The 21207-nt window shown below is 72.2% G+C and carries 17 protein-coding genes and 2 pseudogenes; 9 read left to right on the forward strand and 10 right to left on the reverse strand.

The features are described 5' to 3' along the window. Positions 1 to 103 precede the first annotated feature (103 nt). Positions 104 to 1555 (forward strand): ribonuclease Y, encoded by a 1452-nt coding sequence (rny, locus tag RWE79_RS29145; protein WP_475943039.1) that lies wholly within the window; start codon positions 104 to 106, stop codon positions 1553 to 1555. Here rny and RWE79_RS29150 read toward each other — a convergent pair. From RWE79_RS29150 to RWE79_RS29170, 5 genes are all read right to left on the reverse strand, one after another. Then, positions 1536 to 3230 carry an FAD-dependent monooxygenase gene (locus RWE79_RS29150; protein WP_475943040.1) on the reverse strand — a complete coding sequence of 565 codons (1695 nt, stop codon included), beginning with the start codon at positions 3228 to 3230 and terminating at the stop codon, positions 1536 to 1538. The genes rny and RWE79_RS29150 overlap by 20 nt on opposite strands. 115 nt (positions 3231 to 3345) lie before the next feature. Next, on the reverse strand, positions 3346 to 4194 hold the full coding sequence (locus tag RWE79_RS29155; protein WP_475943041.1) for an amino acid ABC transporter permease: 849 nt from the start codon (positions 4192 to 4194) through the stop codon (positions 3346 to 3348). After that, positions 4191 to 4838, reverse strand: a complete 648-nt coding sequence (locus RWE79_RS29160; protein WP_475943042.1) for an amino acid ABC transporter permease — start codon at positions 4836 to 4838, stop codon at positions 4191 to 4193. Before RWE79_RS29160 ends, RWE79_RS29155 begins: the two co-directional genes overlap by 4 nt. 71 nt (positions 4839 to 4909) lie before the next feature. Then, entirely contained in the window at positions 4910 to 5830 is a 921-nt protein-coding gene (locus tag RWE79_RS29165) for a glutamate ABC transporter substrate-binding protein (protein WP_475943043.1), read from the reverse strand. 40 nt (positions 5831 to 5870) lie between these two features. Further along, on the reverse strand, positions 5871 to 6650 hold the full coding sequence (locus tag RWE79_RS29170; protein ID WP_475943044.1) for an amino acid ABC transporter ATP-binding protein: 780 nt from the start codon (positions 6648 to 6650) through the stop codon (positions 5871 to 5873). A 277-nt stretch (positions 6651 to 6927) separates the two neighbouring features. Here RWE79_RS29170 and RWE79_RS29175 point away from each other — a divergent pair, with 277 nt between their 5' ends. Then, positions 6928 to 7698, forward strand: coding sequence for a response regulator transcription factor (locus RWE79_RS29175; RefSeq protein ID WP_475943045.1), 771 nt, complete (start codon positions 6928 to 6930; stop codon positions 7696 to 7698). Positions 7699 to 7708: 10 nt separating this feature from the next. Continuing rightward, entirely contained in the window at positions 7709 to 9097 is a 1389-nt protein-coding gene (locus tag RWE79_RS29180; RefSeq protein ID WP_475943046.1) for a sensor histidine kinase, read from the forward strand. An 8-nt stretch (positions 9098 to 9105) separates the two neighbouring features. Here RWE79_RS29180 and RWE79_RS29185 read toward each other — a convergent pair whose 3' ends face one another. After that, a complete protein-coding gene (locus RWE79_RS29185) occupies positions 9106 to 10950 on the reverse strand; it encodes a bifunctional serine/threonine-protein kinase/glutamate ABC transporter substrate-binding protein (RefSeq protein ID WP_475943047.1) in 1845 nt (614 codons plus the stop codon). 135 nt (positions 10951 to 11085) lie between these two features. Next, entirely contained in the window at positions 11086 to 12063 is a 978-nt protein-coding gene (locus RWE79_RS29190; RefSeq protein ID WP_475943048.1) for a TAXI family TRAP transporter solute-binding subunit, read from the reverse strand. Positions 12064 to 12237: 174 nt separating this feature from the next. Between RWE79_RS29190 and RWE79_RS29195 the strand changes: the two genes are divergently transcribed. The 3 genes from RWE79_RS29195 (at position 12238) to RWE79_RS29205 (ending at position 15158) form a co-directional block, all read left to right on the forward strand. Further along, entirely contained in the window at positions 12238 to 12825 is a 588-nt protein-coding gene (locus RWE79_RS29195; protein ID WP_475943049.1) for a sigma-70 family RNA polymerase sigma factor, read from the forward strand. Then, positions 12822 to 13616: an anti-sigma factor gene (locus tag RWE79_RS29200; protein ID WP_475943050.1), complete on the forward strand. Its 795-nt coding sequence runs from the start codon at positions 12822 to 12824 to the stop codon at positions 13614 to 13616. Before RWE79_RS29195 ends, RWE79_RS29200 begins: the two co-directional genes overlap by 4 nt. Positions 13617 to 13790: 174 nt before the next feature. Beyond that, positions 13791 to 15158, forward strand: coding sequence for a cryptochrome/photolyase family protein (locus tag RWE79_RS29205; protein ID WP_475943051.1), 1368 nt, complete (start codon positions 13791 to 13793; stop codon positions 15156 to 15158). Here RWE79_RS29205 and RWE79_RS29210 read toward each other — a convergent pair. Together RWE79_RS29210 and RWE79_RS29215 are read right to left on the reverse strand one after the other, a co-directional pair. Further along, positions 15103 to 15498 (reverse strand): annotated as a pseudogene (locus tag RWE79_RS29210) (DUF1295 domain-containing protein); the annotation flags it as partial. The gene RWE79_RS29205 and the pseudogene RWE79_RS29210 overlap by 56 nt on opposite strands. A gap of 4 nt (positions 15499 to 15502) precedes the next feature. After that, a pseudogene (locus tag RWE79_RS29215) lies at positions 15503 to 16398 on the reverse strand (NAD(P)/FAD-dependent oxidoreductase); the annotation flags it as partial. A gap of 155 nt (positions 16399 to 16553) precedes the next feature. On the opposite strand from RWE79_RS29215, the gene RWE79_RS29220 reads away from it, so the two are divergent. The 3 genes from RWE79_RS29220 (at position 16554) to RWE79_RS29230 (ending at position 20672) form a co-directional block, all read left to right on the forward strand. Then, positions 16554 to 18218 (forward strand): molybdopterin-dependent oxidoreductase, encoded by a 1665-nt coding sequence (locus tag RWE79_RS29220; protein ID WP_475943052.1) that lies wholly within the window; start codon positions 16554 to 16556, stop codon positions 18216 to 18218. A gap of 73 nt (positions 18219 to 18291) precedes the next feature. Continuing rightward, a complete protein-coding gene (locus tag RWE79_RS29225; protein WP_475943053.1) occupies positions 18292 to 18993 on the forward strand; it encodes an alpha/beta hydrolase in 702 nt (233 codons plus the stop codon). A 149-nt stretch (positions 18994 to 19142) separates the two neighbouring features. Continuing rightward, positions 19143 to 20672: an SDR family oxidoreductase gene (locus RWE79_RS29230; protein ID WP_475943054.1), complete on the forward strand. Its 1530-nt coding sequence runs from the start codon at positions 19143 to 19145 to the stop codon at positions 20670 to 20672. A 1-nt stretch (position 20673) separates the two neighbouring features. Here the strand turns inward: RWE79_RS29230 and RWE79_RS29235 are convergent, their stop codons facing one another. Next, entirely contained in the window at positions 20674 to 21087 is a 414-nt protein-coding gene (locus RWE79_RS29235; protein WP_475946175.1) for a MarR family winged helix-turn-helix transcriptional regulator, read from the reverse strand. Positions 21088 to 21207 lie beyond the last annotated feature (120 nt).

Genomic DNA, 21207 nt, shown 5'->3' on the forward strand with positions numbered 1-21207 from the left:
GACCGTACCTGTGAGTCGACCTAGCCTCACAACGAGTGAGGGAAGCGTCCTCGGAGACACGGGAGTTGGTGCCATGGGCATCGCGCTGGGGACCGGATCCGCTATGTCCCTCATGACGCTGTCCGTGGTGGCGGCCGCGGTGGCCGCCGTGCTGCTGCACCGGTTGCACAACGAGCGGGAGCGGCTGAGAGCCGTCGCCGAACGCGAGGCCCGGGAGATCCGGGCCTCGGCCAGGGACGAGGTCCGCGAGCTCCGGGCCGATCTGGAGCGCCGTGAACAGCGGCTCACCGATCGCGAGGCCAGGATCGACGCCGAGTCCGGGCATCTGCACAACCGCAGAAAGGAACTGGCCGAGGAACGCGAGTCCCTGGAGCGCCGCCGCGCCGAGGCGCTCCGGATGGAGGACGAACGCCGCGCCGTCCTGGAGCGTGTGGCGTCCTACACCGCCGTCGAGGCACGGGGCGACCTCGTCCGCTCCGTGGAGCAGCAGGCGAAGCGCGAAGCGGCCGTCATCGTCCGCAACATCGAGCAGGCCGCCCGGGAACGGGGCGAGGAGCGGGCCCGGCGCATCGTCTCCACCGCGATCCAGCGGGTGGCCGGCGAGCAGACCGCCGAGTCCGCGGTGTCCGTCCTGCAACTGCCCGGGGACGACATGAAGGGCCGCATCATCGGCCGCGAGGGCCGCAACATCCGGACCTTCGAGGCCGTCACCGGGGTCAACCTGATCATCGACGACACGCCCGAAGCGGTGCTGCTGTCCTGCTTCGACCCGGTGCGCAGGGAGGTCGCCCGGCTGACCCTGGACGCGCTGGTCGCCGACGGCCGGATCCATCCGCACCGTATCGAGGAGGTCTACGAGCGCAGCGTCGCCGAGGTCGAGCAGCTCTGTGTGCGGCACGGCGAGGACGCGCTCACCGACACCGGCATCACCGACATGCACCCCGAACTCGTCGGCATGCTCGGCCGGTTGCGCTACCGCACCTCCTACGGGCAGAACGTGCTCGGCCATCTGCTGGAGTCCGCGCACATCGCCGGCATGATGGCCGCCGAACTGGGCGTGGAGCCCACCGCGGTCAAGCGCGGCACCCTGCTGCACGACATCGGCAAGGCCCTCACCCACGAGGTGGAGGGCAGCCACGCCCTGATCGGTGCCGACCTGGCCCGGCGGCACGGCGAGAGCGAGGACGTGGTGCACGCCATCGAGGCCCACCACAACGAGGTGGCCCCCCGCACCGTCGAGGCCGTGCTCACCCAGGCCGCCGACGCGATCTCCGGCGGCCGTCCGGGCGCCCGACGCGAGTCCCTGGAGGCCTACGTCCGCAGGCTCAAGCGACTGGAACAGATCGCCGCCACCCACGCCGGGGTGGCCAAGGTCTTCGCGATGCAGGCCGGCCGCGAGGTGCGGGTGATGGTCCGCCCCGAGGACGTGGACGACGTCCAGGCACAGGTCATCGCCCGTGACGTGGCCAAGCAGGTGGAGGAGGAGCTCACCTACCCCGGGCAGATCCGGATCACAGTGGTGCGGGAGTCGCGGGCTACGGAGTTCGCTCGCTGACCCGCTCCCCGGGGGGCGGGTCGGCGTCGGCCGGGTCCGGCACCGGCGGTCCGCCCCGGGCCAGATCGGCGTACGAGTAGAGCTCGGCCGGCCGACAGCCGGTCATCACCGTCACCAGGTGCCCGTCGGGCCGGATCAGCAGCACGCTGTGCGCGGTGGACCCCGGATAGGCCTCCGCGACCAGCAGTTCGGCCCGGGTCGGCAGCGCAGCCACGGCCTTGGCCAGCCGTGGCATCAGCCCCGCCGTCAGCCAGTGCCGGCTCTCCCACACCCCCGTGCCCGGCGCGATCAGCACGACCAGCAGATCGTGCCCGAGCCGGTCGTACAGCCGGGTCCGGGAGCCGTCCAGGGCGGTCACCTCGGCGTCCGTCACCGCCGCGCCCGGCGGCGTGGCGCACGAGGCGACCAGCGGCGAGGCGGAGCCGGGTCCCCCGGAGCCGCCGCGCGGCGCGGCCAGCGCCAGCGGCGACCCCGCGTACACCGGGGGTGCTCCCAGGGGGCCGCGCCCCAGGTGGCTGTCGGTCAGCAGTTCGGCGTAGCGGCGGGCGGGCCCGGACAGCACCGAACGCCGCATCGCGTGCCAGACCCCGTCGGCGCGCAGCAGCGGCAGCACCTGGTCGGTGGCCCGCAGCCGGGCGCCCACCGCCCCGCGCCGCTCGGCCTGGTAGCTGTCCAGCAGGGTGTCCGAGGCGCCGTGGTGCCAGGCCAGCGACAGTTTCCACGCGAGGTTGTCGGCGTCCCGCAGGCCCTCCTCCAGGCCCTGGGCGCCCAGCGCCCCCATCAGATGCGCCGCGTCCCCGGCCAGGAAGACCCGGCCGGCCCGCCAGCGCCGTGCCAGCCGCTGGTGCACCGGATACTCGGCAGAGCCCAGCAGTTCGTAGGGAGGCACCGTGCCGGAGTCGCTCCAGGCGGCCAGTGTGCCGCGGATCCGGGCCACCAGGTCGTCCGAGGTCAGGGGGCCGCCCCCGGCCGGCAGCAGCCAGTCCAGCCGCCAGACGCCGTCCGGCAGCGGACGTGCCGTCACCTCGCGCCCCAGGCCGGCGCCGGGCGGATCGCGGTGCAGCAACGCCTCTCCCGGGTACGGAAGTTCGACCCGCAGTGTGGCCACCGCGTGCCGGTCCACCGCCGTACGTCCGGGGAAGCGCACCCCCAGCAGTTTGCGGACGGTCGAGCGGGCCCCGTCGCACCCGGCCAGATAACTCCCGCGCCACCACGTGGCGTCCGAGCCGCGGGCGTGCACGGTCACCCCCGTGCCGTCCTGCTCCAGGGTGTCGAGCCGCGCGCCCGGCACGATCCGGATCAGGTCCTCGGCCGCGACCGCGGCGCGCAGTCCGCGTTCCAGACGGCTTTGCGCGATGTGGAGCGGGGGTGCCTCCGGGCCGCCGGGCCGGGGGAGTGCCCCGGCAGGGGTGTCGAACCCGATCCGTACGGCCTCCTGCCGGCGCCGTACCGTACGCCACGCGGTCCACGCCCGGCCGTCGTCATGGACACCCGGATACCCCAGCCGTGCCACCAGGCCGGCTGTCTGCGGCCCCAGTACGGCCGTTCGTTCGGCTCCGGGGAGCACCTTCCCGTCCGTCTCGTCCAGCATGATGCTCGGCACCCCGTGCCGTGCCAGGCCAAGCGCGAGGGCGAGCCCGACCGGGCCCGCCCCCGCGATGATCACCGGGTCCACTGAGCGGCTCCCGGAAGTTGTGCAGTCACCTTGTGTATGCAACCCACTGCGGCTGCTTGCGTCAAGTGACGTCCGCCGGTCGGCGCGGTGCGCCGGGGCGCGGGCTGACCCGTCGTCACTCCGCCGTGGCCACCGCCGCCTCGGCCTCCGGGGCCTCGGCCGGAGCGCCCTTGGGGCTGCGGCGGCTGCGGCGTTCGATCCAGGTGGCGAGCGCGGTGAGGGCGAGGCACATCGCGATGTAGATCGGTGCGATGATCATCACCATCGGGATGTACGGATAGCCCTGGTTGGTCTGGGCGATGAGCTTGCCGGTGTAGAGCAGTTCCTCGTAGGTGATGAGGAAGCCCAGCGAGGTGTCCTTGAGGGTGACCACCAGCTGGCTGATGATCGACGGCAGCATGGCCCGGACGGCCTGCGGGATCAGCACGGTCAGCATCAGCTGCGTCTTGCGCAGGCCGATCGCGTATCCGGCCTCGCTCTGCCCCTTGGGCACGGCCCTGACGCCGGCCCGGAAGATCTCGGCCTGCACGGCGCCGTTGTAGAGGGTGAGCCCAATGACCAGCGCCCACAGCGGGTTGCTGGTGAAGACGCCGACGTACAGCGCGAAGATCATGATGAGCAGCGGCATGCCGCGGAAGAACTCCACGACGGTGCCGGCGACCCAGCGCACCGGGGCGTGGTCGGAGAGCCGGCCGGCCGCGAGCGCGGCGCCGAGGACCAGGGAGAAGACGGCTGCCAGCGCGAAGGCCTTGAGCGTGGCGACGATGCCCTCGCCGATGCGCTGCTGGACGCCGGTGTACTGGAAGGCGTTCCAGAGGTAGCCCTCGAACTGGCCGGTCCGGTCCAGCCGGTACCAGATGAAGAACAGCAGGCCGAGGATGCCCGCGGCCGCCACCGCGCCGACGATCGTGTTGCGGAGCCTGGCCCGGGGGCCGGGGGTGTCGTACAGGACGCTCGCGCTCATCGGGCCACCGCCAGCCGGCGTTCGAGGAAGCGGAAGAGGGCGCTGATGGCGAAGGCGAGCAGGAGGTAGGCAGCGGCCACCCAGACGAAGATGGTCCAGATGTCGTAGCCCTGCTCGCTGAGGGTCTTCTGCACGCTGAACAGCTCGAAGACGCTGAAGCCACCGGCGATGGCGGAGTTCCTGGTGAGGGCGATCATCAGGCTCCCGATCGGCGGCAGGGCGGTGCGCGCGGCCTGCGGCAGCACGATCAGCCGCAGAGTCTGGGTGAAGGTCATGCCGATGCTGCGGGCGGCCTCGGCCTGGCCCAGCGGCACGGTGTTGATGCCGGAGCGGACCGCCTCGCAGACGAACGCCGAGGTGTAGGTGCTCAGCGCCAGGATGGCGAGCTGGAAGAAGCTCAGGGTGTTCAGGCCCAGCCGGGGCAGCGCCAGGACGACGACGAAGAACAGCAGCGTGAGCGGCGTGTTGCGGAAGAGCAGCACCCAGGCGGCGCCGAAGTAGCGCAGGGGCGGGACGGGCGAGACCCGGAAGGCGGCTATGACCACGCCCAGCAGGAGGGCGATCAGCCCGCTGAGCGCGGTCAGTTCGACGGTGCCCAGGAACCCTTCACGGAACAGAGCGAAATGGTCAAGCAGTACGTTCATCGATTCTCCGGCAGGGGCGCGCCGACGGCCGCTCGCGGCCGTCGGCGCATCGGGCACGGTCAGGGGGTGGGTCAGGACTCCAGCGGGGGAATCGACGCCGTGCTGCCCGACTTGCCCAGGGTGGCGTCGTACGCCTTCTGCCAGTCGCCGTTGTCCTCGTGGTTCTTCAGCGCTGTGTTGACGGCGTCCTGGAGCGCGGTGTCGCCCTTGGACAGGCCGATGCCGTACGGCTCCTCGGAGAACGGCTTGCCGAGGACCTTGAGGCGGTCCGGGTCCTTGCCGGCGAAGCCCTTGAGGATGGCGTCGTCGGTGGTCACCGCGTCGACCTGGCCGGAGGTCAGGTTCTCCACGCACAGCGAGTACGAGTTGTACTCGACGGGGTGCGCGCCGGGGACCAGCTTCTTGATACGCGGCAGCGAGGTCGAACCGGTGACCGAGCAGACCTTCTTGCCCTTCAGGTCGGCCTTGTCCTTGATCGAGCTGCCCTTCTTGACCAGCAGGTCCTGGCCGGCGATGAAGTACGGGCCACCGAAGGAGACCTTCTTCTTGCGCTCGTCATTGATGGTGTACGTGCCGACGTAGAGGTCGACCTGGCCACCGGCGATCGCGTCCTCACGGGCGCTGGAGTCGATGGTCTTGAACTTGATCTTGCTCTGGTCGAAGCCCAGGTCCGCCGCCACCATCTTGGCGATCTCGATGTCGAAGCCCGAGTACGTCTTGCTGGCCACGTCCTCGAAGCCCAGGTTCGGCTGGTCGGCCTTCACACCGATGGTGATGGAGCCGTTCCTGGTGATCCGGTCGAAGGTCTTCGAACCGCTCACCTTCACGCCGGACTTGGCCTTGTAGGTCGGCAGCGCGGCGGCCGTGTTGTCACCGCCCCCGGCGGACGGGGTGGCGGAGTCGCCGGGTGAACCGGACTTGCCGCAGGCCGTGGCGGACGCGGCGAGGGCCACGACGGCGAACGCGGCGGCGGCGGTCTTGCGGAGATTCATGGAGAGTCCCTTTGGTTGTCAGGTCGTCGTCAAGATCGTCTCAGTGATGGAGGATCTTCGACAGGAAGTCCTTGGCCCGGTCACTCCGGGGATTGCTGAAGAACTGATCGGGAGTCGCCTGTTCGACGATCCGCCCGTCCGCCATGAAGACGACCCGGTTGGCGGCGGACCGCGCGAAGCCCATCTCGTGGGTGACCACGATCATCGTCATGCCGTCCCTGGCGAGCTGCTGCATGACCTCCAGCACCTCGTTGATCATCTCAGGGTCGAGGGCCGAGGTGGGCTCGTCGAAGAGCATCACCTTGGGATCCATCGCCAATGCGCGCGCGATCGCCACACGCTGCTGCTGGCCACCGGACAACTGTGCCGGGTACTTGTCCGCCTGGTTGCCCACGCCCACCCGGTCGAGCAGGGTCCGGGCCTTGGTCTCGGCGGTCTTCTTCTCCGCCTTGCGCACTTTGAGCTGTCCGAGCGTGACGTTCTCCAGCACCGTCTTGTGCGCGAAGAGGTTGAACGACTGGAACACCATGCCGACGTCGGCGCGCAGCCGCGCCAGCTCCCTGCCCTCGGCGGGCAGCGGGCGGCCGTCGACGGTGATCCGGCCCGAGTCGATGGTCTCCAGGCGGTTGATGGCCCGGCACAGTGTGGACTTGCCGGACCCGGAGGGGCCGATGACGACCACGACCTCACCGCGGGCGATGGTCAGGTCGATGTCCTGAAGCACGTGCAGCGCACCGAAATGCTTGTTCACGTCCTCCAGCACGACCAGGTCGTCGGCCGCCGGGGGCGCGGCGTCCTCGGTCGGCGGGACTTCGGTCATCGCTGGGCGCTCCATCCGCGTCGGCTCAGGGGAGGTTCACTGCGAGCCTATGAATGATCGCCACGCTGGGTCACCACATCTGAGCGAAACCTGATGATTACGATCAGGTCACCATGTGCCACCCTGGGTGAGCGGGTTTCCCTGACGCGTACCGGCTGCGTAACAGTCACCCGAACGGCGCGGACCGCGCTTGACGCGCACGATGATCATCCGCCTGTATTCCGGGTAAGGGCATCATTTGCGGACATGGGGACAACAGGGGAAAGGAGGGATTCCGGTGCGACTACTGCTGGTGGAGGACGACGAACGGGTCGCCGCCGCGCTCTCGGCCGTGCTCGCCAAGCACGGCCTGTCGGTCACACACGCCCGAAACGGCGAGGAGGCGCTGCGGGCCCTGCTGCCCGACCACGGTCCCGCCTACGACGTCGTGCTGCTCGACCTCGGCCTGCCCGACCAGGACGGCTTCGAGGTGTGCAGCCGGATCCGCCGCCGCGCCTCCATTCCCGTGATCATGGTGACCGCCCGGGCCGATGTGCGCTCGCGCATACACGGCCTCAACCTCGGCGCCGACGACTACGTGGTCAAGCCGTACGACACCGGGGAACTGCTGGCCCGCATCCACGCCGTCTCCCGCCGTCACGCGCAGGACGACGCCGACGCCCTCCCGGCCGTCCAGGACCCCGTACTGCGCCCGCAGCCCGGCGAACTGCGGCTCGGCCTGGTCCGCGTGGAACTGCCCACCCGCAAGGTCACCGTCGAGGGCGAGGAGGTCGCGCTCACCCGCAAGGAGTTCGACCTCCTGGCGCTGCTGGCGCAGCGGCCCGGCGTGGTCTTCCGACGGGAGCAGATCATCAGCGAGGTCTGGCGGACCAGTTGGGAGGGGACCGGCCGCACCCTGGAGGTGCATGTGGCCTCGCTGCGCGCCAAGCTGCGGATGCCGGCCATGATCGAGACCGTACGCGGGGTCGGCTACCGCCTCGTGATCCCCTCGGTCCCGCCGGCCCCTTCCGCCCCGTCAGCCCCTTCAGCCCCTTCAGCTCCTTCTTAGGGCAGCCGTCTTGCGCTCACGCCTGCTCCCGCTGCTGATCGTCCTGATGGCCTCGGTCCTGCTCGCCCTCGGCTTCCCGCTCGCCGCCAGTCTGGCCGCCGCCCAGCAGCAGCGTGTCGTCGTCGACCGCATCGACGACACCACCCGCTTCGCCGCGCTCGCGCAGTACGTGACCGGCACCGCCGACGACGAACGGCGCAGCACCCTGCAGTCCGAACTGCGCCGTTACCAGCAGGTATACGGCATCCGCGTGGGCGTCTTCTACCGCAAGCGCACCCTGCCCTCGATGGCCGCCGCCCCCCAGGGCTGGCAGGTGCCCGCCGACGGCGAGGCGCACACCGCCTACACCCAGGCTCTCGCCGGCCGGCGCAGCCACGACCCCCCGCAGGTCTGGCCCTGGCAGCGGCGCACCATCGCCGTCGCGTCCCCCGTCGTGCGCGACGGCGACGTGATCGCCGTCGTCCTCACCGACTCGCCGACCGGCGCCCTGCGGTCGCGCATCCTGGCCGGCTGGCTGCTGCTCGTCGCCGGTGAACTCGCGGCCATGATCGTCGCCGTCATGGCCGCGTTCCGGCTGGCCGGCTGGGTGCTGCGGCCGGTCCGGATCCTCGACCGGGTCACCCACGACATCGCCACCGGCCGGATGAAGTCCCGGGTCGCCGCCGCCGGCGGGCCCCCGGAACTGCGCCGTCTCGCCCGCTCCTTCAACGAGATGGCGGACAACGTCGAGCAGGTACTCGACCAGCAGCGCGCCTTCGTCGCGGACGCCTCCCACCAACTGCGCAACCCGCTCTCCGCGCTGCTGCTGCGCATCGAGCTGCTCGGCCTGGAACTCCCCGACGGCCACGAGGAGATCGGCAAGGTGCGCGAGGAGGGCAAACGCCTCGCCTCCGTCCTCGACGACCTCCTCGGACTGGCCCTCGCCGAGCACGCCGAGGCCGACCTCGCCCTCACCGACATCGCCGCCCTCGCCGCCGAGCGCGCCGAGGCCTGGCACCCGGTGGCCGTCCGCGAGGGCGTCGCGCTGGAGTACCGGGGAGCGGCCGCCGTCACCGGCTGGGCGGACCCGGTCGCCCTGTCCAGCGCCCTGGACGCCGTGATCGACAACGCCCTGAAATTCACCCCGCGGGGTGAACGCGTCGGGGTTTCGACCGAAATCCGTGGCGAAAGCGTCGCCCTGACCGTCGCCGACGCCGGCCCCGGCCTCACCGAGGACGAGATCGCCCGCATCGGCGACCGCTTCTGGCGCTCCCCGCGCCACCAGAACATCGACGGCTCAGGCCTCGGCCTGTCCATCGCCCGGGTCCTCCTCGCCCAGGGCGGCGGCTCGATCGCCTACGCCCCCAATGACCCCCACGGCCTGCGCGTGACGCTGACGGTGCCGCGCACCGCGCCGTAGCGGGGGCCTCAGCCGCACTCGGACTGCTCGGGCGGCCGCTGGTCGTTGAGCTCCTTGTTCGTCAGCGGCTTCAGATGCCGGGCGTAGGACTTCTTCCAGGCACTGGAGGAGATCTCGTCCCGTATCGCCTCGCACACGGCGCTCTTCAGGGCCGGCTCGTCCTTGTGCAGGCCGACGCCGTACTGCTCCTCGCCGAACGGTACGTCCAGCAGCCGCAGCTGCTCGGGGTGCTGCGCCCGGTAGCCGGCCAGGATGATGTCGTCCGTGGAGACCGCGTCGACCTTCCCCGCCAGCAGCTGCGCCACGCACTGCCCGTAGGAGGGCCGCAGCTCGGTTCTTATCTTCGGGTACTCCGTGCGCAGCCGCTCGGCAGGCGTCGAGTCGGTGACCGTGCACACGTCGTGGTCGTACAGATCCTGCGTCCCGTGCACCGACTTCTCGTCGGACCGTACGAGGAAGTCCTGCCCGGCGGTGTAGTACGGCCCTGCGAAGTCCACCGACTGCTTGCGCTCCTCGGTGATGGAGTAGCTGGCCACTATCAGGTCGACCTGCCCCGAGCTGAGCCGGTACTCGCGGCTCTGGGTGTCGACCACCCGGAAGTGCACCTTGTCGAAGCCGAGCTTCTTGGCGATCGCCCAGGCCAGATCGATGTCGAAGCCCTCGAAGCCGCCCTTGGCGGTCTTCGAGCGCTCGCTGAGCCCCGGCTGGTCGCTCTTGACGCCGATGACCAGGTAGCCGCGCTGCCTGGCCGCCTGGTACGTAGCCGAACTCGACAGCGAGGGACCGTCCGGCGTGCGCATGCGGTCCACCGCGAACCAGCCCGCCGTCGCCAGCACGGCCAGGCCGACCGCTGCGGCGGTGAGCGGGATCCAGCGCCGCCGGCGGGGCGGCACGGCCGGTTCGGCCGGCCCGGGCTCCGCCTGCTCCGGCGTCGCGGGCGGCAGCGGCGGCGGGGTGATCTGGGTGGCCTGCGGGTCGTAGCCGCTCGGATACCCCGCGAGCGGACGCGGTGTCTCCTGGGCGACATGCTGGAGCAGTTGCTCGGCGCGCCCCGCCGTCAGCCGCGCCGCGGGATCCTTGACCAGCAGCCCGTCGATCAGCGGCCGCAACGGCCCGGCGTGCAGCATCGGCGGCGCCTCGGCGGTACGGACCGCCTCCAGCACCTCGTACGGCGTCGGGCCCCGGAAGGGCGCGCGGCCCTCGACGGTCTCGTACAGGGTCACACCCAGCGACCACAGATCCGCCGCGGGCGTCGCCTCACGGAGGGTCCGGGTCGCCGGGACGGCCAGTTCGGGGGCCAGGTACTGCGGGGTGCCCACCGTCTCGTGCACCCGGGTCACCTGGGCCGCGCCCTCGAAGGTCGCGATCCCGAAGTCCATCAGCACCGCCCGGCCGTCGCGCCGGAACAGGATGTTGTGCGGCTTCACGTCCCGGTGCAGCACTCCAGCCGCGTGCACCGCCCGCAGCCCGCGCAGCACCTCCAGGCCGATCCGTGCCGTGTGCAGCGCCGGCAGCCGCCCCTGCTCGCGCAACTGGTCCGCCAGCGAGTGCGGGTTGACCTGCTCCATCACGATCCAGACCTGGCCCTCGGCCTCGATCACGTCATGGACCGCGACCACATGCTCATGCCCGATCCGCGCGATCGCCTGCGCCTCCCGGCGGGCCCGTTCCACCCACTGCGCCTGCGTCTCCGGATCCATGGCGCCCCGGAACAGCAGCTCCTTGACCGCGACCTGCCGGCCCAGCCGGTTGTCGTACGCCTCCCAGACCACGCCCATGCCGCCGCGGCCGAGCTGGCGCTGCAACTCGTAGCGCCCATCGATGAGGGTGTGCGGCATTCCCCCAGAACTCATGCGTGTGCCCCCATCGGTACGTGGTCGGCAACAGGTTATGGGGCGCCGCGCGCGAAGAACATCGGCCCCCTGAACGGGAGATGATCACATGTCGGGGCGCACCACCGCGTACCGGACCCGGGGTCTTCCATTCCGTTACGGCTTGACCGACCTGTAATAGCGCACGGCGCCCTCGTGCAGTTCCAGCGGATCGGTGAACACCGCCGTGCGCAGATCCACCAGTTGCGCCGCGTGCACCTGCGCGCCGATGCTGTCCCTGCTGTCGATCACCGTGCGCGTGACGCGTTCCACCAGGCCCGCGTCGGCCCGGTCGGTGGTGATCAGCAGATTGGCCACCGCGATGGTCTTCACCGCGCGGGCCCGCGCGATGCCGGGGTACGCGTCGGCCGGCATCACCGCCTGCCGGTAGAAGTTCGGGTAGAGCCGGTGCAGTTCGTCCACCAGATCGCCCAGCTGCACCAGCTTGATGTCCGTCCTGTGCGCCAGATCCGTCACCGCCTCGGTCGGCAGCCCGCCCGACCAGAAGAAGGCGTCCAGCTTGCCCTGGCGCAGCAGCCCGGGGGCCTGGTCGATGCCCACGGTCTCGGCGGTCAGGTCCTTCGTCCGGTCCAGCCCCGCCGCGCGCAGCAGCCTGCGGGTGATCAGATTGACCCCCGAGCTCTTCTGTCCTATCCCCACCCGCTTGCCGCGCAGATCCGCCACCGAGTCGATCGACGACCCCGCGGGGACCACCAGCTGCATGTAGTCGTCGTACAGGCGGGCGCAGGCCCGCAGCCGCTTCGCGCCCGCGCCGTGGTAGTCGGCCACCGCGTCCGCAGCCGCGATCGCGAAGTCCGCCCGGCCGGTCGCGACCCGCCTCACGTTGTCCACCGAGCCCTGCGAACGGAGCAGATCGACCCGTACCCCCGGCAGATCCGAGTCCAGGTCCTTGCGCAGGAGCTTTCCGTACGTGTCGTAGACGCCGTTGCGCACGCCGGTCGAGAAGGACACCGGATCCCGCGGATACGACGGCCCGCCCGCGGGCAGCAGCCACCACAGCAGCAGCGCCAGCGCCGCGGCGACGGCGAAGGCCGCCTGAACAGCACGGCGCCTGCCGATGCGGGGGGTCTCCATGTATGACGATCCTGCCAGCCCGCGCAGGCGGGGGAAAGGCCTGACCGCCGGGGGAGCGGCCCGCGCGGCCTCCGCGCGCCTGCCCCGGCGGTGCCGCACAATGCGGACCAATCCATGGCACGTCCGGCATCGGATCACTTGTGAGAAGACCTGTCAGGGGAAAGGGACGGCCGCATGAGGGAACCGCTACGGATCGGCAGCCGGGAGGAGCCGGAGCGTGATCTGACCGAACTGCTCGGCGAGGTCGCCAAGGGCGACGAGAAGGCGTTCGGCCTGGTCTACGACGCGGTGGCCGGCCCGGTCCTGGGGCTGGTGTTCAGCGTGCTGCGCGATCCCGTCCAGTCCGAGGAAGTGGCCCAGGAGGTGCTGGTGGAGGTGTGGCGCACCGCGGCCCGGTACCAGCCGGAGAGGGGAAGACCGATGACCTGGATCATGACCCTCGCCCACTCCCGGGCCGTGGACCGGGTGCGGTCCATCCAGGCGACCGCGCAGCGCGACCACAAGGCCGCGCTGCTGGACCACACGCCGGCTTTCGACGAGGTGACCGAGGAGGTGGAGACCCGCTGGGAACGCGAACAGGTACGCCGCTGCATGCGCGGGCTGACCGAGCTGCAACGCCAGGCGGTGACCCTCGCCTACTACCGGGGGCTCACCTACCGTGAGGTCGCGGAGCTGCTCGGAACGCCCCTCGGCACTGTCAAGACCCGCCTGCGGGACGGCCTCATCCGGCTCCGCGACTGCCTGGGGGTGACCAGCGCATGACGATCGCGGAACTGCACACGCTGAGCGGCGCCTACGCCGTGCACGCCCTTCAGGGACCGGAGCGCGCCGCCTTCGAGCGCCACCTGGAGCAGTGCGCGTCCTGCGCACGCGAGGTCGCCGAGCTGGAGGCCACCGCCGAGCGGCTGGGGGTCGCCACCGCCCGTAGACCGGCACCGGAGATGAAGGCGCAGGTGCTCCGGCGCATCGCCGTCGTCCGTCAGGAGCCGCCGCACGTCTCCGCGCGGACCGGACGGGACGAGGAGTCCCCGGGCCGGGTGCGATCGGCGTCACGGTCCGTGGGGCGCTTCGCGCTGGCCGCGTGCCTGGCCGCCGCCGCGGCCTTCGGCGGCATCGCCGTGTGGCAGCACCAGGAGGCGCGGGACGCCCGGGCCCAGGCCCGGCAGGTCGAGCGGCGGACCGCGCAGTTGTCCCGGGTACTGGCGTCCCCGGACGCCGTCAGCAGCTCCGGGAAGCTCGTCGACGGCGCGACCGGCACCGTCGTGGTCTCCCGCAGCCTGAACCAGGCGGCGTTCTTCGCCGAGGGGATGCCCGAACTGCGCGGCGGCAAGGTCTACCAGCTGTGGTTCGACGACCACGGCACGATGCGGTCGGCGGGCCTGATGCCGGCCTCCGCGGCCGCCGGCTCCCCGGGCACGTCCACCCGTGCCGTCCTGCTGGACGGCACGGTCGACAAGGCCACCGGCATGGGCATCACCGTCGAGCCCGCCGGCGGCTCGAAGAAGCCCACGAGCGCGCCACTGGCCCTCATGGCCTTCCCCCAGTCGGCCTAGCGCGGTGACCGGGTTGCCGGACGGGCCGGGAAATCAGCGCCCCCGGACACCGCTGGGTGGGGGAGCAGCCCTGGTCCGGCGATGAGGACGAGCGCGCCCGAAGGCGGCCCCAACCCGGTGAACGCCTGCGGCCGCAGCACTGGACACAGCACAGCACACCCCCGGAGTACATCAGTGAAGGTCACCGTCGCCCTGTTCACCGCCGACCTGCGCGTGCACGACAACCCCGTGCTGCGCGCGGCGCTCGCCGCCGGTGAGGAGGTGGTGCCGCTGTTCGTCGTCGACCGGGACATCCGGCGGACCGGGTTCGCCGTCCCGAACCGGGCCGCCTTCCTGGCCGACAGCCTCGCCGCCCTGGACGCACGGCTGCGCGACCGGGGCGGCCGGCTGGTGATCCGTACCGGCGACGTCGCCGAGGAGACCCGCAAGGTGGCGGCCGAGACCGGCGCCGGGCAGGTGCACATCGCGGCCGGCGCCAGCGGCTACGCCACGGCCCGGGAGGAGCGGCTGCGGACCGCCCTGGCGGCCGACGGCCGCGAGCTGCACGTCCACGACACCGTGATCACCGTCGCGGCCCCCGGCGCCCTGACGCCCGTCGCGCGGGACCACTTCTCGGTGTTCACGCCCTACCACCGCCGCTGGGAGAGCGCTCCGGTGCGCGAGACGCTGGCCGCGCCCCGCTTGGTCCGGGTGCCCGGTCTGCGGTCCGACCCGCTGCCCGACGGCGGGACGCTGGCTCCGGGGCAGCCCTCACCGGCACTCCCGAAGGGCGGCGAGACGGCCGGGCGGGAGCTGATGCGGTCCTGGCTGGCCGGGCCGCTGGACGGATACGCGGACGGCCATGACGACCTGCCCGGCGACTCCACCTCCCGCCTCTCGCCCTATCTGCACTTCGGCTGCCTGTCCCCGGTCGAGCTGGTGCGGCGGGCCCGGGAACACGGCGGTGAGGGCGCCGAGGCGTTCGTCCGGCAACTGGCCTGGCGCGACTTCCACCTCCAGGTGCTCGCCGCCCGCCCCGAGGTCTTCCGGCACGACCTGCGCACGCGCCACGACCACTGGCGCCCGGACAACGACGACGCGCAGGCCTGGCGGGACGGCCGCACCGGCTACCCGGTGGTCGACGCCGCCATGCGGCAGCTGAGGCACGAGGGCTGGATGCACAACCGCGCCCGGCTGCTGACCGCCAGCTTCCTCACCAAGACCCTCTACGTGGACTGGCGGGTCGGTGCCGAGTACTTCCTGAGCCTGCTCGTGGACGGTGACGCCGCCAACAACCAGCTCAACTGGCAGTGGGTGGCGGGCACCGGCACCGACACCCGCCCCAACCGGGTCCTCAACCCCCTCACCCAGGCCAAGCGCTTCGACCCGCGAGGGGACTACGTACGCCGCTGGCTTCCCGAACTCGCCGGCGTCGACGGCCCAGCCGTGCACCAGCCCTGGCAGTTGCCGGGCCGGGTGCGGGACCGCCTGGACTACCCGGCACCCATCATCGACCTGGCCGACGGCCTGGCCCGCTTCCGCTCCGCTCGCGGTCTGGACTGACCGCCCGCGCGGAGCGAGGCGGCAGCGGGACGAAGCCGCTGGTGCGCGAGGCGTACTCGGCCCACCCCGGGCGGTCCGCCATGTGCCGCTCCAGCAGCGCCTTCCCGCTGCCGCCGGTCAGCAGGAAACTCATCGGCAGCGGGGACACCACCGCGACGGCCGCCGCCCGCCAATCCGCGCACGCCAGGAGATACAGCCCCCACCACACGCAGAAGTCGCCGAAGTAGTTCGGGTGCCGGGTCCAGCTCCACAGCCCCCGGTCCATGATCCGGCCCCGGTTGCCCGGATCCGCCTTGAAACGGGCCAGCTGAAAGTCCCCGATGCCCTCGAAGAGCACCCCGCTGCAGCTGGGTCGGGTTGCGCGAGTACCGGAAGGCACCGAGCACCTGCCGCTCCCTCTCCGTCGGGTCGGCCAGCATCCTCAGCGACCGGTCCGCGTGCACCGCCAGCACCACGGCGTCGAACACCTGTCCGTGTCGTCGTCGGTGACCACCTCGGCCCCGTCGGGGAAGCGCCGCACGGCCCGTACCGGGACGCCGGTGTGCACCGTCCCGAGTTGCTCGGCGGCCAGCTCCACATACGTCCGCGAGCCGCCGGTGACCGTACGCCAGGTCGGTGACCCGGTGACGGCCAGCATCCCGTGGTGCTCCAGGAACCGGAACAGATAGCGGGCCGGGTAGCGCAGCGCGGTCTCGGCCGGACAGGACCACACCGCCGACACCACCGGCGTCATGAAGTGGGACACGAAGTACGCCGAGAAACGTCCCCGGGTGAGGAACTCGCCCAGCGTCCGCGGGTTCGTCCCGTCCTCCTCCGGCGCCGCCAGCAGCCGGCGCGCCCGGCGGTGGAACGCCGGCACCTCCGCCAGCATGCGCAGATAGCGCCCGCGCGCCGCGTTGCGCGGTTGCGCGAACAGCCCCCTGGCCCCCAGCGCCCCCGCGTACTCCGGCCCGCACCCGTCGCACCGCACCGATATGCTCATCTCGGATTCCTGCGTGCGCACGCCGAGTTCGCGGAAGAGCCGCAACAACTGCGGATAGGTGCGCTCGTTGTGCACGATGAATCCGCTGTCGACCGGGATCACCCTCCCGTCGGGGCCCGGTATGTCATGCGTGTGCGCATGGCCACCCAGCCGGTCGTCAGCCTCGAACAGGGAGACCTCGTGGTCCCGCTGCAGGACGTACGCGGCCGTCAGCCCCGCCACTCCGCCGCCCACCACCGCCACTCGGCGCCGCACCATGCCGTTCCTTCCGCGCGCGTCGTCTTTCATGAGTGATCCGGAGCCGCCGCGGCTCCGGACTGGTACCGGGGGCGATCCCCTTCCTGATCGCCCCGAAGTTCATTCGTCCGAGAGATCGGCCAAGCCGCGGGGGCCGGTGGCCTCGGACAACCGGTGTGAGCAACGAACCGCGCGTCTCATCGCGCCAGCACCTGCCGCCCCTTGCAGCACGCGCGGTCCGGGGCGCCCTCGGCGCCCTGGACGGACTGCTGGCCGGGCTCGCAGCACTGGGATGCGCGGAGGCCGTTTCCGCCGCCGTCCGGCCCCAGGCGAGCCCGGTGGTCGCGGTGGGCGGGGCGGCCATCGACCGCACACCGGCCGTGGTGAAGGACTTCGCGGTACGGCGGTTCGGCACCGACGACAAGCTGGTGCTGCAACTCGGCATCCTGGCGGTGCTGGCGCTGTTCGCGGTCGGGCTCGGGCTACTGGCCCTGCGCCACCGGCGGACCGCCTCGGCGGGCGTCCTGGTGTTCGGCCTGGTCGGCTCGCTCGCCGCGGCGGGCCGGCCGGACGCGGGCGGGACGGACTGGGTGCCGTCGGTGGCCGGAGCCCTCGCCGGGGCGGGCACCCTGTACCTGCTCACCGGCCGGATGAGGGCCACCGCCGCAGGGACGGGCGGAGAACAACCCGGTCACGGCGCCGGCGCTGTCGCCGGTGCCACGCCCGGCACCGCGACGGACCGGGAGATGGACCGCCGGGGCTTCGCCCTGGCAGCCGGGGCCGTCGCGCTGGGTTCCACGGGTGCGGGCCTGCTGGGCCGCCGGCTGAACTCCGCCGCGAGCGCGGGGGCGGCCGCCTCCCGGGCCGCGATCACCCTGCCCGCACCCGGTTCGCCGGCCCCCGCGGTCCCGCGCGGCGCGGGGTTGCGGATTCCCGGACTGAGCGGCTTCATCACCCCCAACCGCACCTTCTACCGGGTCGACACCGCACTGGTCGTACCGGCCGTCGACGCCCGCGACTGGCGGCTGCGCATTCACGGTAAGGGCGTCACCCGCCCATTGACCCTCACCTACCAGGACCTTCTGGACAGTGACCTGATCGAGCGGGACATCACCTTGACCTGCGTCTCCAACCAGGTCGGCGGCCCCTATGCCGGCAACGCCCGCTGGCTGGGCGTCCCGTTGGCCCGGCTGCTGAAGCGGGCCGGAGTGCGGCCGCCCTCCCGGGGCGGGCCCGCCGACCAGCTGGTCGCCCGCTCGGTGGACGGCATGACCCTGGGAACCCCGGTCGAGACCGTCATGGACGGCCGGGACGCGATACTCGCCCTCGGTATGAACGGCGAGCCGCTGCCCTTCGCCCACGGCTTCCCGGTCCGGATGGTCGTCCCCGGCCTCTACGGCTACGTGTCGGCCTGCAAATGGCTCGCCGACCTGGAGCTGACCACGTTCGGCTCCTACGACGCGTACTGGGTCAAGCGTGGCTGGGCCCGCCGGGCACCGGTCAAGACCGGGTCCAGGATCGACACCCCCAAGCCCTTCGCCCGGCCCGAGGCGGGCACCGTCCCGGTCGCCGGGGTCGCCTGGGCGCAGCAGCGGGGCATCGACCGCGTCGAGGTGCGGGTCGACGGCGGAGCCTGGCAGACCGCCCGGCTCGCAGCCGAGGACAGCACCGACACCTGGCGTCAGTGGCTGTGGGAGTGGCCCGCCAGGCCGGGCGTGCACCGCCTGGAGGTCCGGGCCACGGACCGCGACGGATACATCCAGACCGACCGGCGCACCGGCACCGTCCCGGACGGCGCCACGGGTCTGCACTCGGTGGTGGTCACCGTCGCCGCCGGGTAACCCGGGTGGGACAGGCCGCCGGAGCAGTTCACGCAGCCGGGCAGTCCGGCACGACCGAGCAGGGAGAGCGCTCTTGACGGACCATCAGGCACTTGTCATGGACGGTGACGAGACCCGGCCCGGGGCCGTCGTGCTCTTCCTGCACGGCGGCCGGGCCGACAGCCCGGACGCCGTGCCTTTGTGGAGTCCGGCCGCGCTGCGCATGCGTCCCTTCGCCCGGGCGGTACGTGCCCGTACCGCCGGCCGCGGCATCGTCACCGGACGGGTCCGCTACCGCCACCGGGGCTGGAACGGCTCCCGGGCCGACGCCGCGCAGGACGCCTCCCGCGCCCTGGACGAGCTCACCCGGCGCTACGGCCAGGTGCCGCTGGTGCTGATCGGCCACTCCATGGGCGGCCGGGCGGCGCTGCGCGTCGGCGGCCGGTCCCAGGTGCGGGCTGTCATAGCCCTCGCGCCCTGGTGCCCCGAGGGCGAGCCGGCGGACCGGCTGGGCGACACCCCGACCGTCCTGATCCACTCGGACCTGGACCGGATCACCGACCCCCGGCTGTCCCTGGACTTCGCGCGGCGGGCCAGGGGCGCCGGTACGCCGGTGTGCCGGCTGGAGCTGGCCGGCAGCGACCACGCCATGCTCCGCCGAGCCCGTGACTGGCATGCCGTGACGGCCGGGCTGACCGCCGGGTTCCTGGGTGCGGGCGACCTTCCGGCTGAGGTCGGGGCGGCCCTGGCACTCGGCCCCGGGGCCATGGCCGGGCTGGAACTCCCGGTGCCGTAGGAGGAGGGTCGGCGCAGCGGCTCCAGGCCGGCGGGTACCCGCGGTGGCACCCCACCGGGGTGCGCGCTGCGCAGGCCGGAAGAGCCGTGATGGGCGAGGATCGGAAGGGATCGGAGAGGGATGGCGAGAGCCGGTCCAGGAGGCGGACAATGACGGACCACGTTGCCGACCGGCCGCTCCGCTGCCTGGTCACCGGCGCCACCGGGTACATCGGCGGCAGGCTGGTGCCCGAGCTGCTGGCCGCGGGACACGGGGTGCGCTGCCTCGCCCGCACCCCTGCCAAGCTGCGCGACCACCCGTGGTCGGGCCGGGTGGAGGTGGCCCGCGGCGATGTGACGGACGCCGGCTCGGTGGGCGCCGCCATGCGCGGGATGGATGTGGCGTACTACCTGGTCCACGGCCTGGGCGGGGGAGCGGGTTTCGAACAGGCGGACCGCGAGGCGGCGCGGATCTTCGCGCGGGAGGCCCGGGCGGCCGGCCTGCGCAGGATCGTCTATCTCGGCGCGCTGGCCCCCGGCGGCCTGGCGGAACGGGAGCTGTCACCCCATCTGCGCTCACGGGTCGAGGTCGGGCGCACCCTGCGCGAGTCGGGCGTCCCCACGGCCGAGCTGAGGGCCGCCGTCATCATCGGCTCCGGGTCCGCGTCCTTCGAGATGCTGCGGTACCTCACCGAGCGGCTGCCGGTCATGGTGACGCCCAAGTGGGTGCGCACGCGCATCCAGCCGATCGCCGTCCGTGATGTGCTGCGCCTTCTGGTGGCCTGCGCGGAGCTGCCGCCCGAGGTGAGCCGGGCCTTCGACATCGGGGGCCCGGAGGTGCTGACCTACCGCGACATGATGCAGCGCTACGCCGCCGTGGCCGGGCTGCGCAGGCGGGTGATCCTCCCGGTTCCGGTCCTCACCCCGGGCCTGTCCAGCCACTGGGTGGGGCTGGTGACACCGGTCCCCCGGTCCATCGCGCGCCCGCTGACGGAGTCGCTGCGCCATGAGGTGGTCTGCCGCGAGCACGACATCGCCCGCTGGGTACCGGACCCGAGCGGCGGCCTGGTCGGCTTCGACATGGCCCTGCGGCTGGCCCTGGAACGGGTCAGGGAGGCCAATGTCGTCACCCGCTGGTCGTCGGCCGCCGTGCCCGGTGCCCCCAGCGATCCACTGCCGACCGACCCGGACTGGGCCGGCGGCAGCCTGTACGCGGACACCCGTGAGCGCGTCGTCGACGCGCCGTCCGAGGTGCTGTGGCGGGTGATCGAGGGCATCGGCGGTGAGAACGGCTGGTACTCCTTCCCGCTCGCCTGGGCGGTGCGCGGCTGGCTGGACCGGCTGGTCGGCGGGGTCGGGCTGCGCAGGGGGCGCCGGGACGCGGCCCGGCTGCGGGCCGGTGACTCCCTGGACTTCTGGCGGGTCGAGGAGATCGTGCCGGGCAGGCTGCTGCGGCTGCGTGCCGAGATGCGGCTGCCGGGCCTGGCCTGGCTGGAGCTGACGGCCGGCCGGGACGAGCACGGGCGGACGGTCTACGGCCAGCGTGCCCTGTTCCATCCGCAGGGGCTGGCCGGGCACGCGTACTGGTGGAGCGTGTCGCCCTTCCACTCGCTCGTCTTCGGGGGGATGGCCCGCAACATCTCCTCCGCGGCCCATCAGCAGGCTGCGCAGGAGAGGCAGGTGGCGGCGGCCGGGCGGTGACTCAGTCGGACTGCGTGCGCAGCGCGGCGAGTTCGTCGTTCATGGCGGCCAGGAAGCGTACGACGACGGCCAGTTCCGGCTCGGTGAACTGCTCGCGGGCCGCGTCCGTGGTGCGGGCCAGCGGGCTGAAGTAGTCGCGCGCCACGGCCATCGCCCGTGGCGCGTAGTGCAGATGCACCACTCTGCGGTCGGCGCCGTCCCGGGTCCTGCGGATGTGGCCCGCGCGCTCCAGGCGGTCCACCACGGCGGTGACCGCGCCCGAGGTGAGGTTCAGCCGCTCGCGCAGCAGTCCCGGGGTCAGGGCCCCGCCGTGGCCGTCCCCGTCGAGGACCGCCACCAGGGCCTGGACGTCGGTGGGGTGGAGCTTCTGGGAGTTCGCGAACTCGTGCGCGATGCGGTTGAACTCGCTGTTCATCCGGCGCAGCAGGACAGCGAAGGCCTGCAGGTCGGTGGCCGGCACCGGGTCGTCCTCTGGTTCGCGCACACGTCCACTCTAATCTCTCTCGATCATTGAGATACTTTGTGATTAAGATTA

This window comes from Streptomyces sp. RLA131 (assembly GCF_056270125.1).

Excerpts from the sequence above, each read along its gene's own strand:
- rny (WP_475943039.1), top strand. The coding sequence starts at position 104 with ATGTCCCTCATGACGCTGTCCGTGGTGGCGGCCGCGGTGGCCGCCGTG.
- RWE79_RS29155 (WP_475943041.1), bottom strand. The coding sequence starts at position 4,194 with ATGAGCGCGAGCGTCCTGTACGACACCCCCGGCCCCCGGGCCAGGCTC.
- RWE79_RS29160 (WP_475943042.1), bottom strand. The coding sequence starts at position 4,838 with ATGAACGTACTGCTTGACCATTTCGCTCTGTTCCGTGAAGGGTTCCTG.
- RWE79_RS29165 (WP_475943043.1), bottom strand. The coding sequence starts at position 5,830 with ATGAATCTCCGCAAGACCGCCGCCGCCGCGTTCGCCGTCGTGGCCCTC.
- RWE79_RS29170 (WP_475943044.1), bottom strand. The coding sequence starts at position 6,650 with ATGACCGAAGTCCCGCCGACCGAGGACGCCGCGCCCCCGGCGGCCGAC.
- RWE79_RS29185 (WP_475943047.1), bottom strand. The coding sequence starts at position 10,950 with ATGAGTTCTGGGGGAATGCCGCACACCCTCATCGATGGGCGCTACGAG.
- RWE79_RS29190 (WP_475943048.1), bottom strand. The coding sequence starts at position 12,063 with ATGGAGACCCCCCGCATCGGCAGGCGCCGTGCTGTTCAGGCGGCCTTC.
- RWE79_RS29195 (WP_475943049.1), top strand. The coding sequence starts at position 12,238 with ATGAGGGAACCGCTACGGATCGGCAGCCGGGAGGAGCCGGAGCGTGAT.
- RWE79_RS29200 (WP_475943050.1), top strand. The coding sequence starts at position 12,822 with ATGACGATCGCGGAACTGCACACGCTGAGCGGCGCCTACGCCGTGCAC.
- RWE79_RS29230 (WP_475943054.1), top strand. The coding sequence starts at position 19,143 with ATGACGGACCACGTTGCCGACCGGCCGCTCCGCTGCCTGGTCACCGGC.
- RWE79_RS29235 (WP_475946175.1), bottom strand. The coding sequence starts at position 21,087 with ATGAACAGCGAGTTCAACCGCATCGCGCACGAGTTCGCGAACTCCCAG.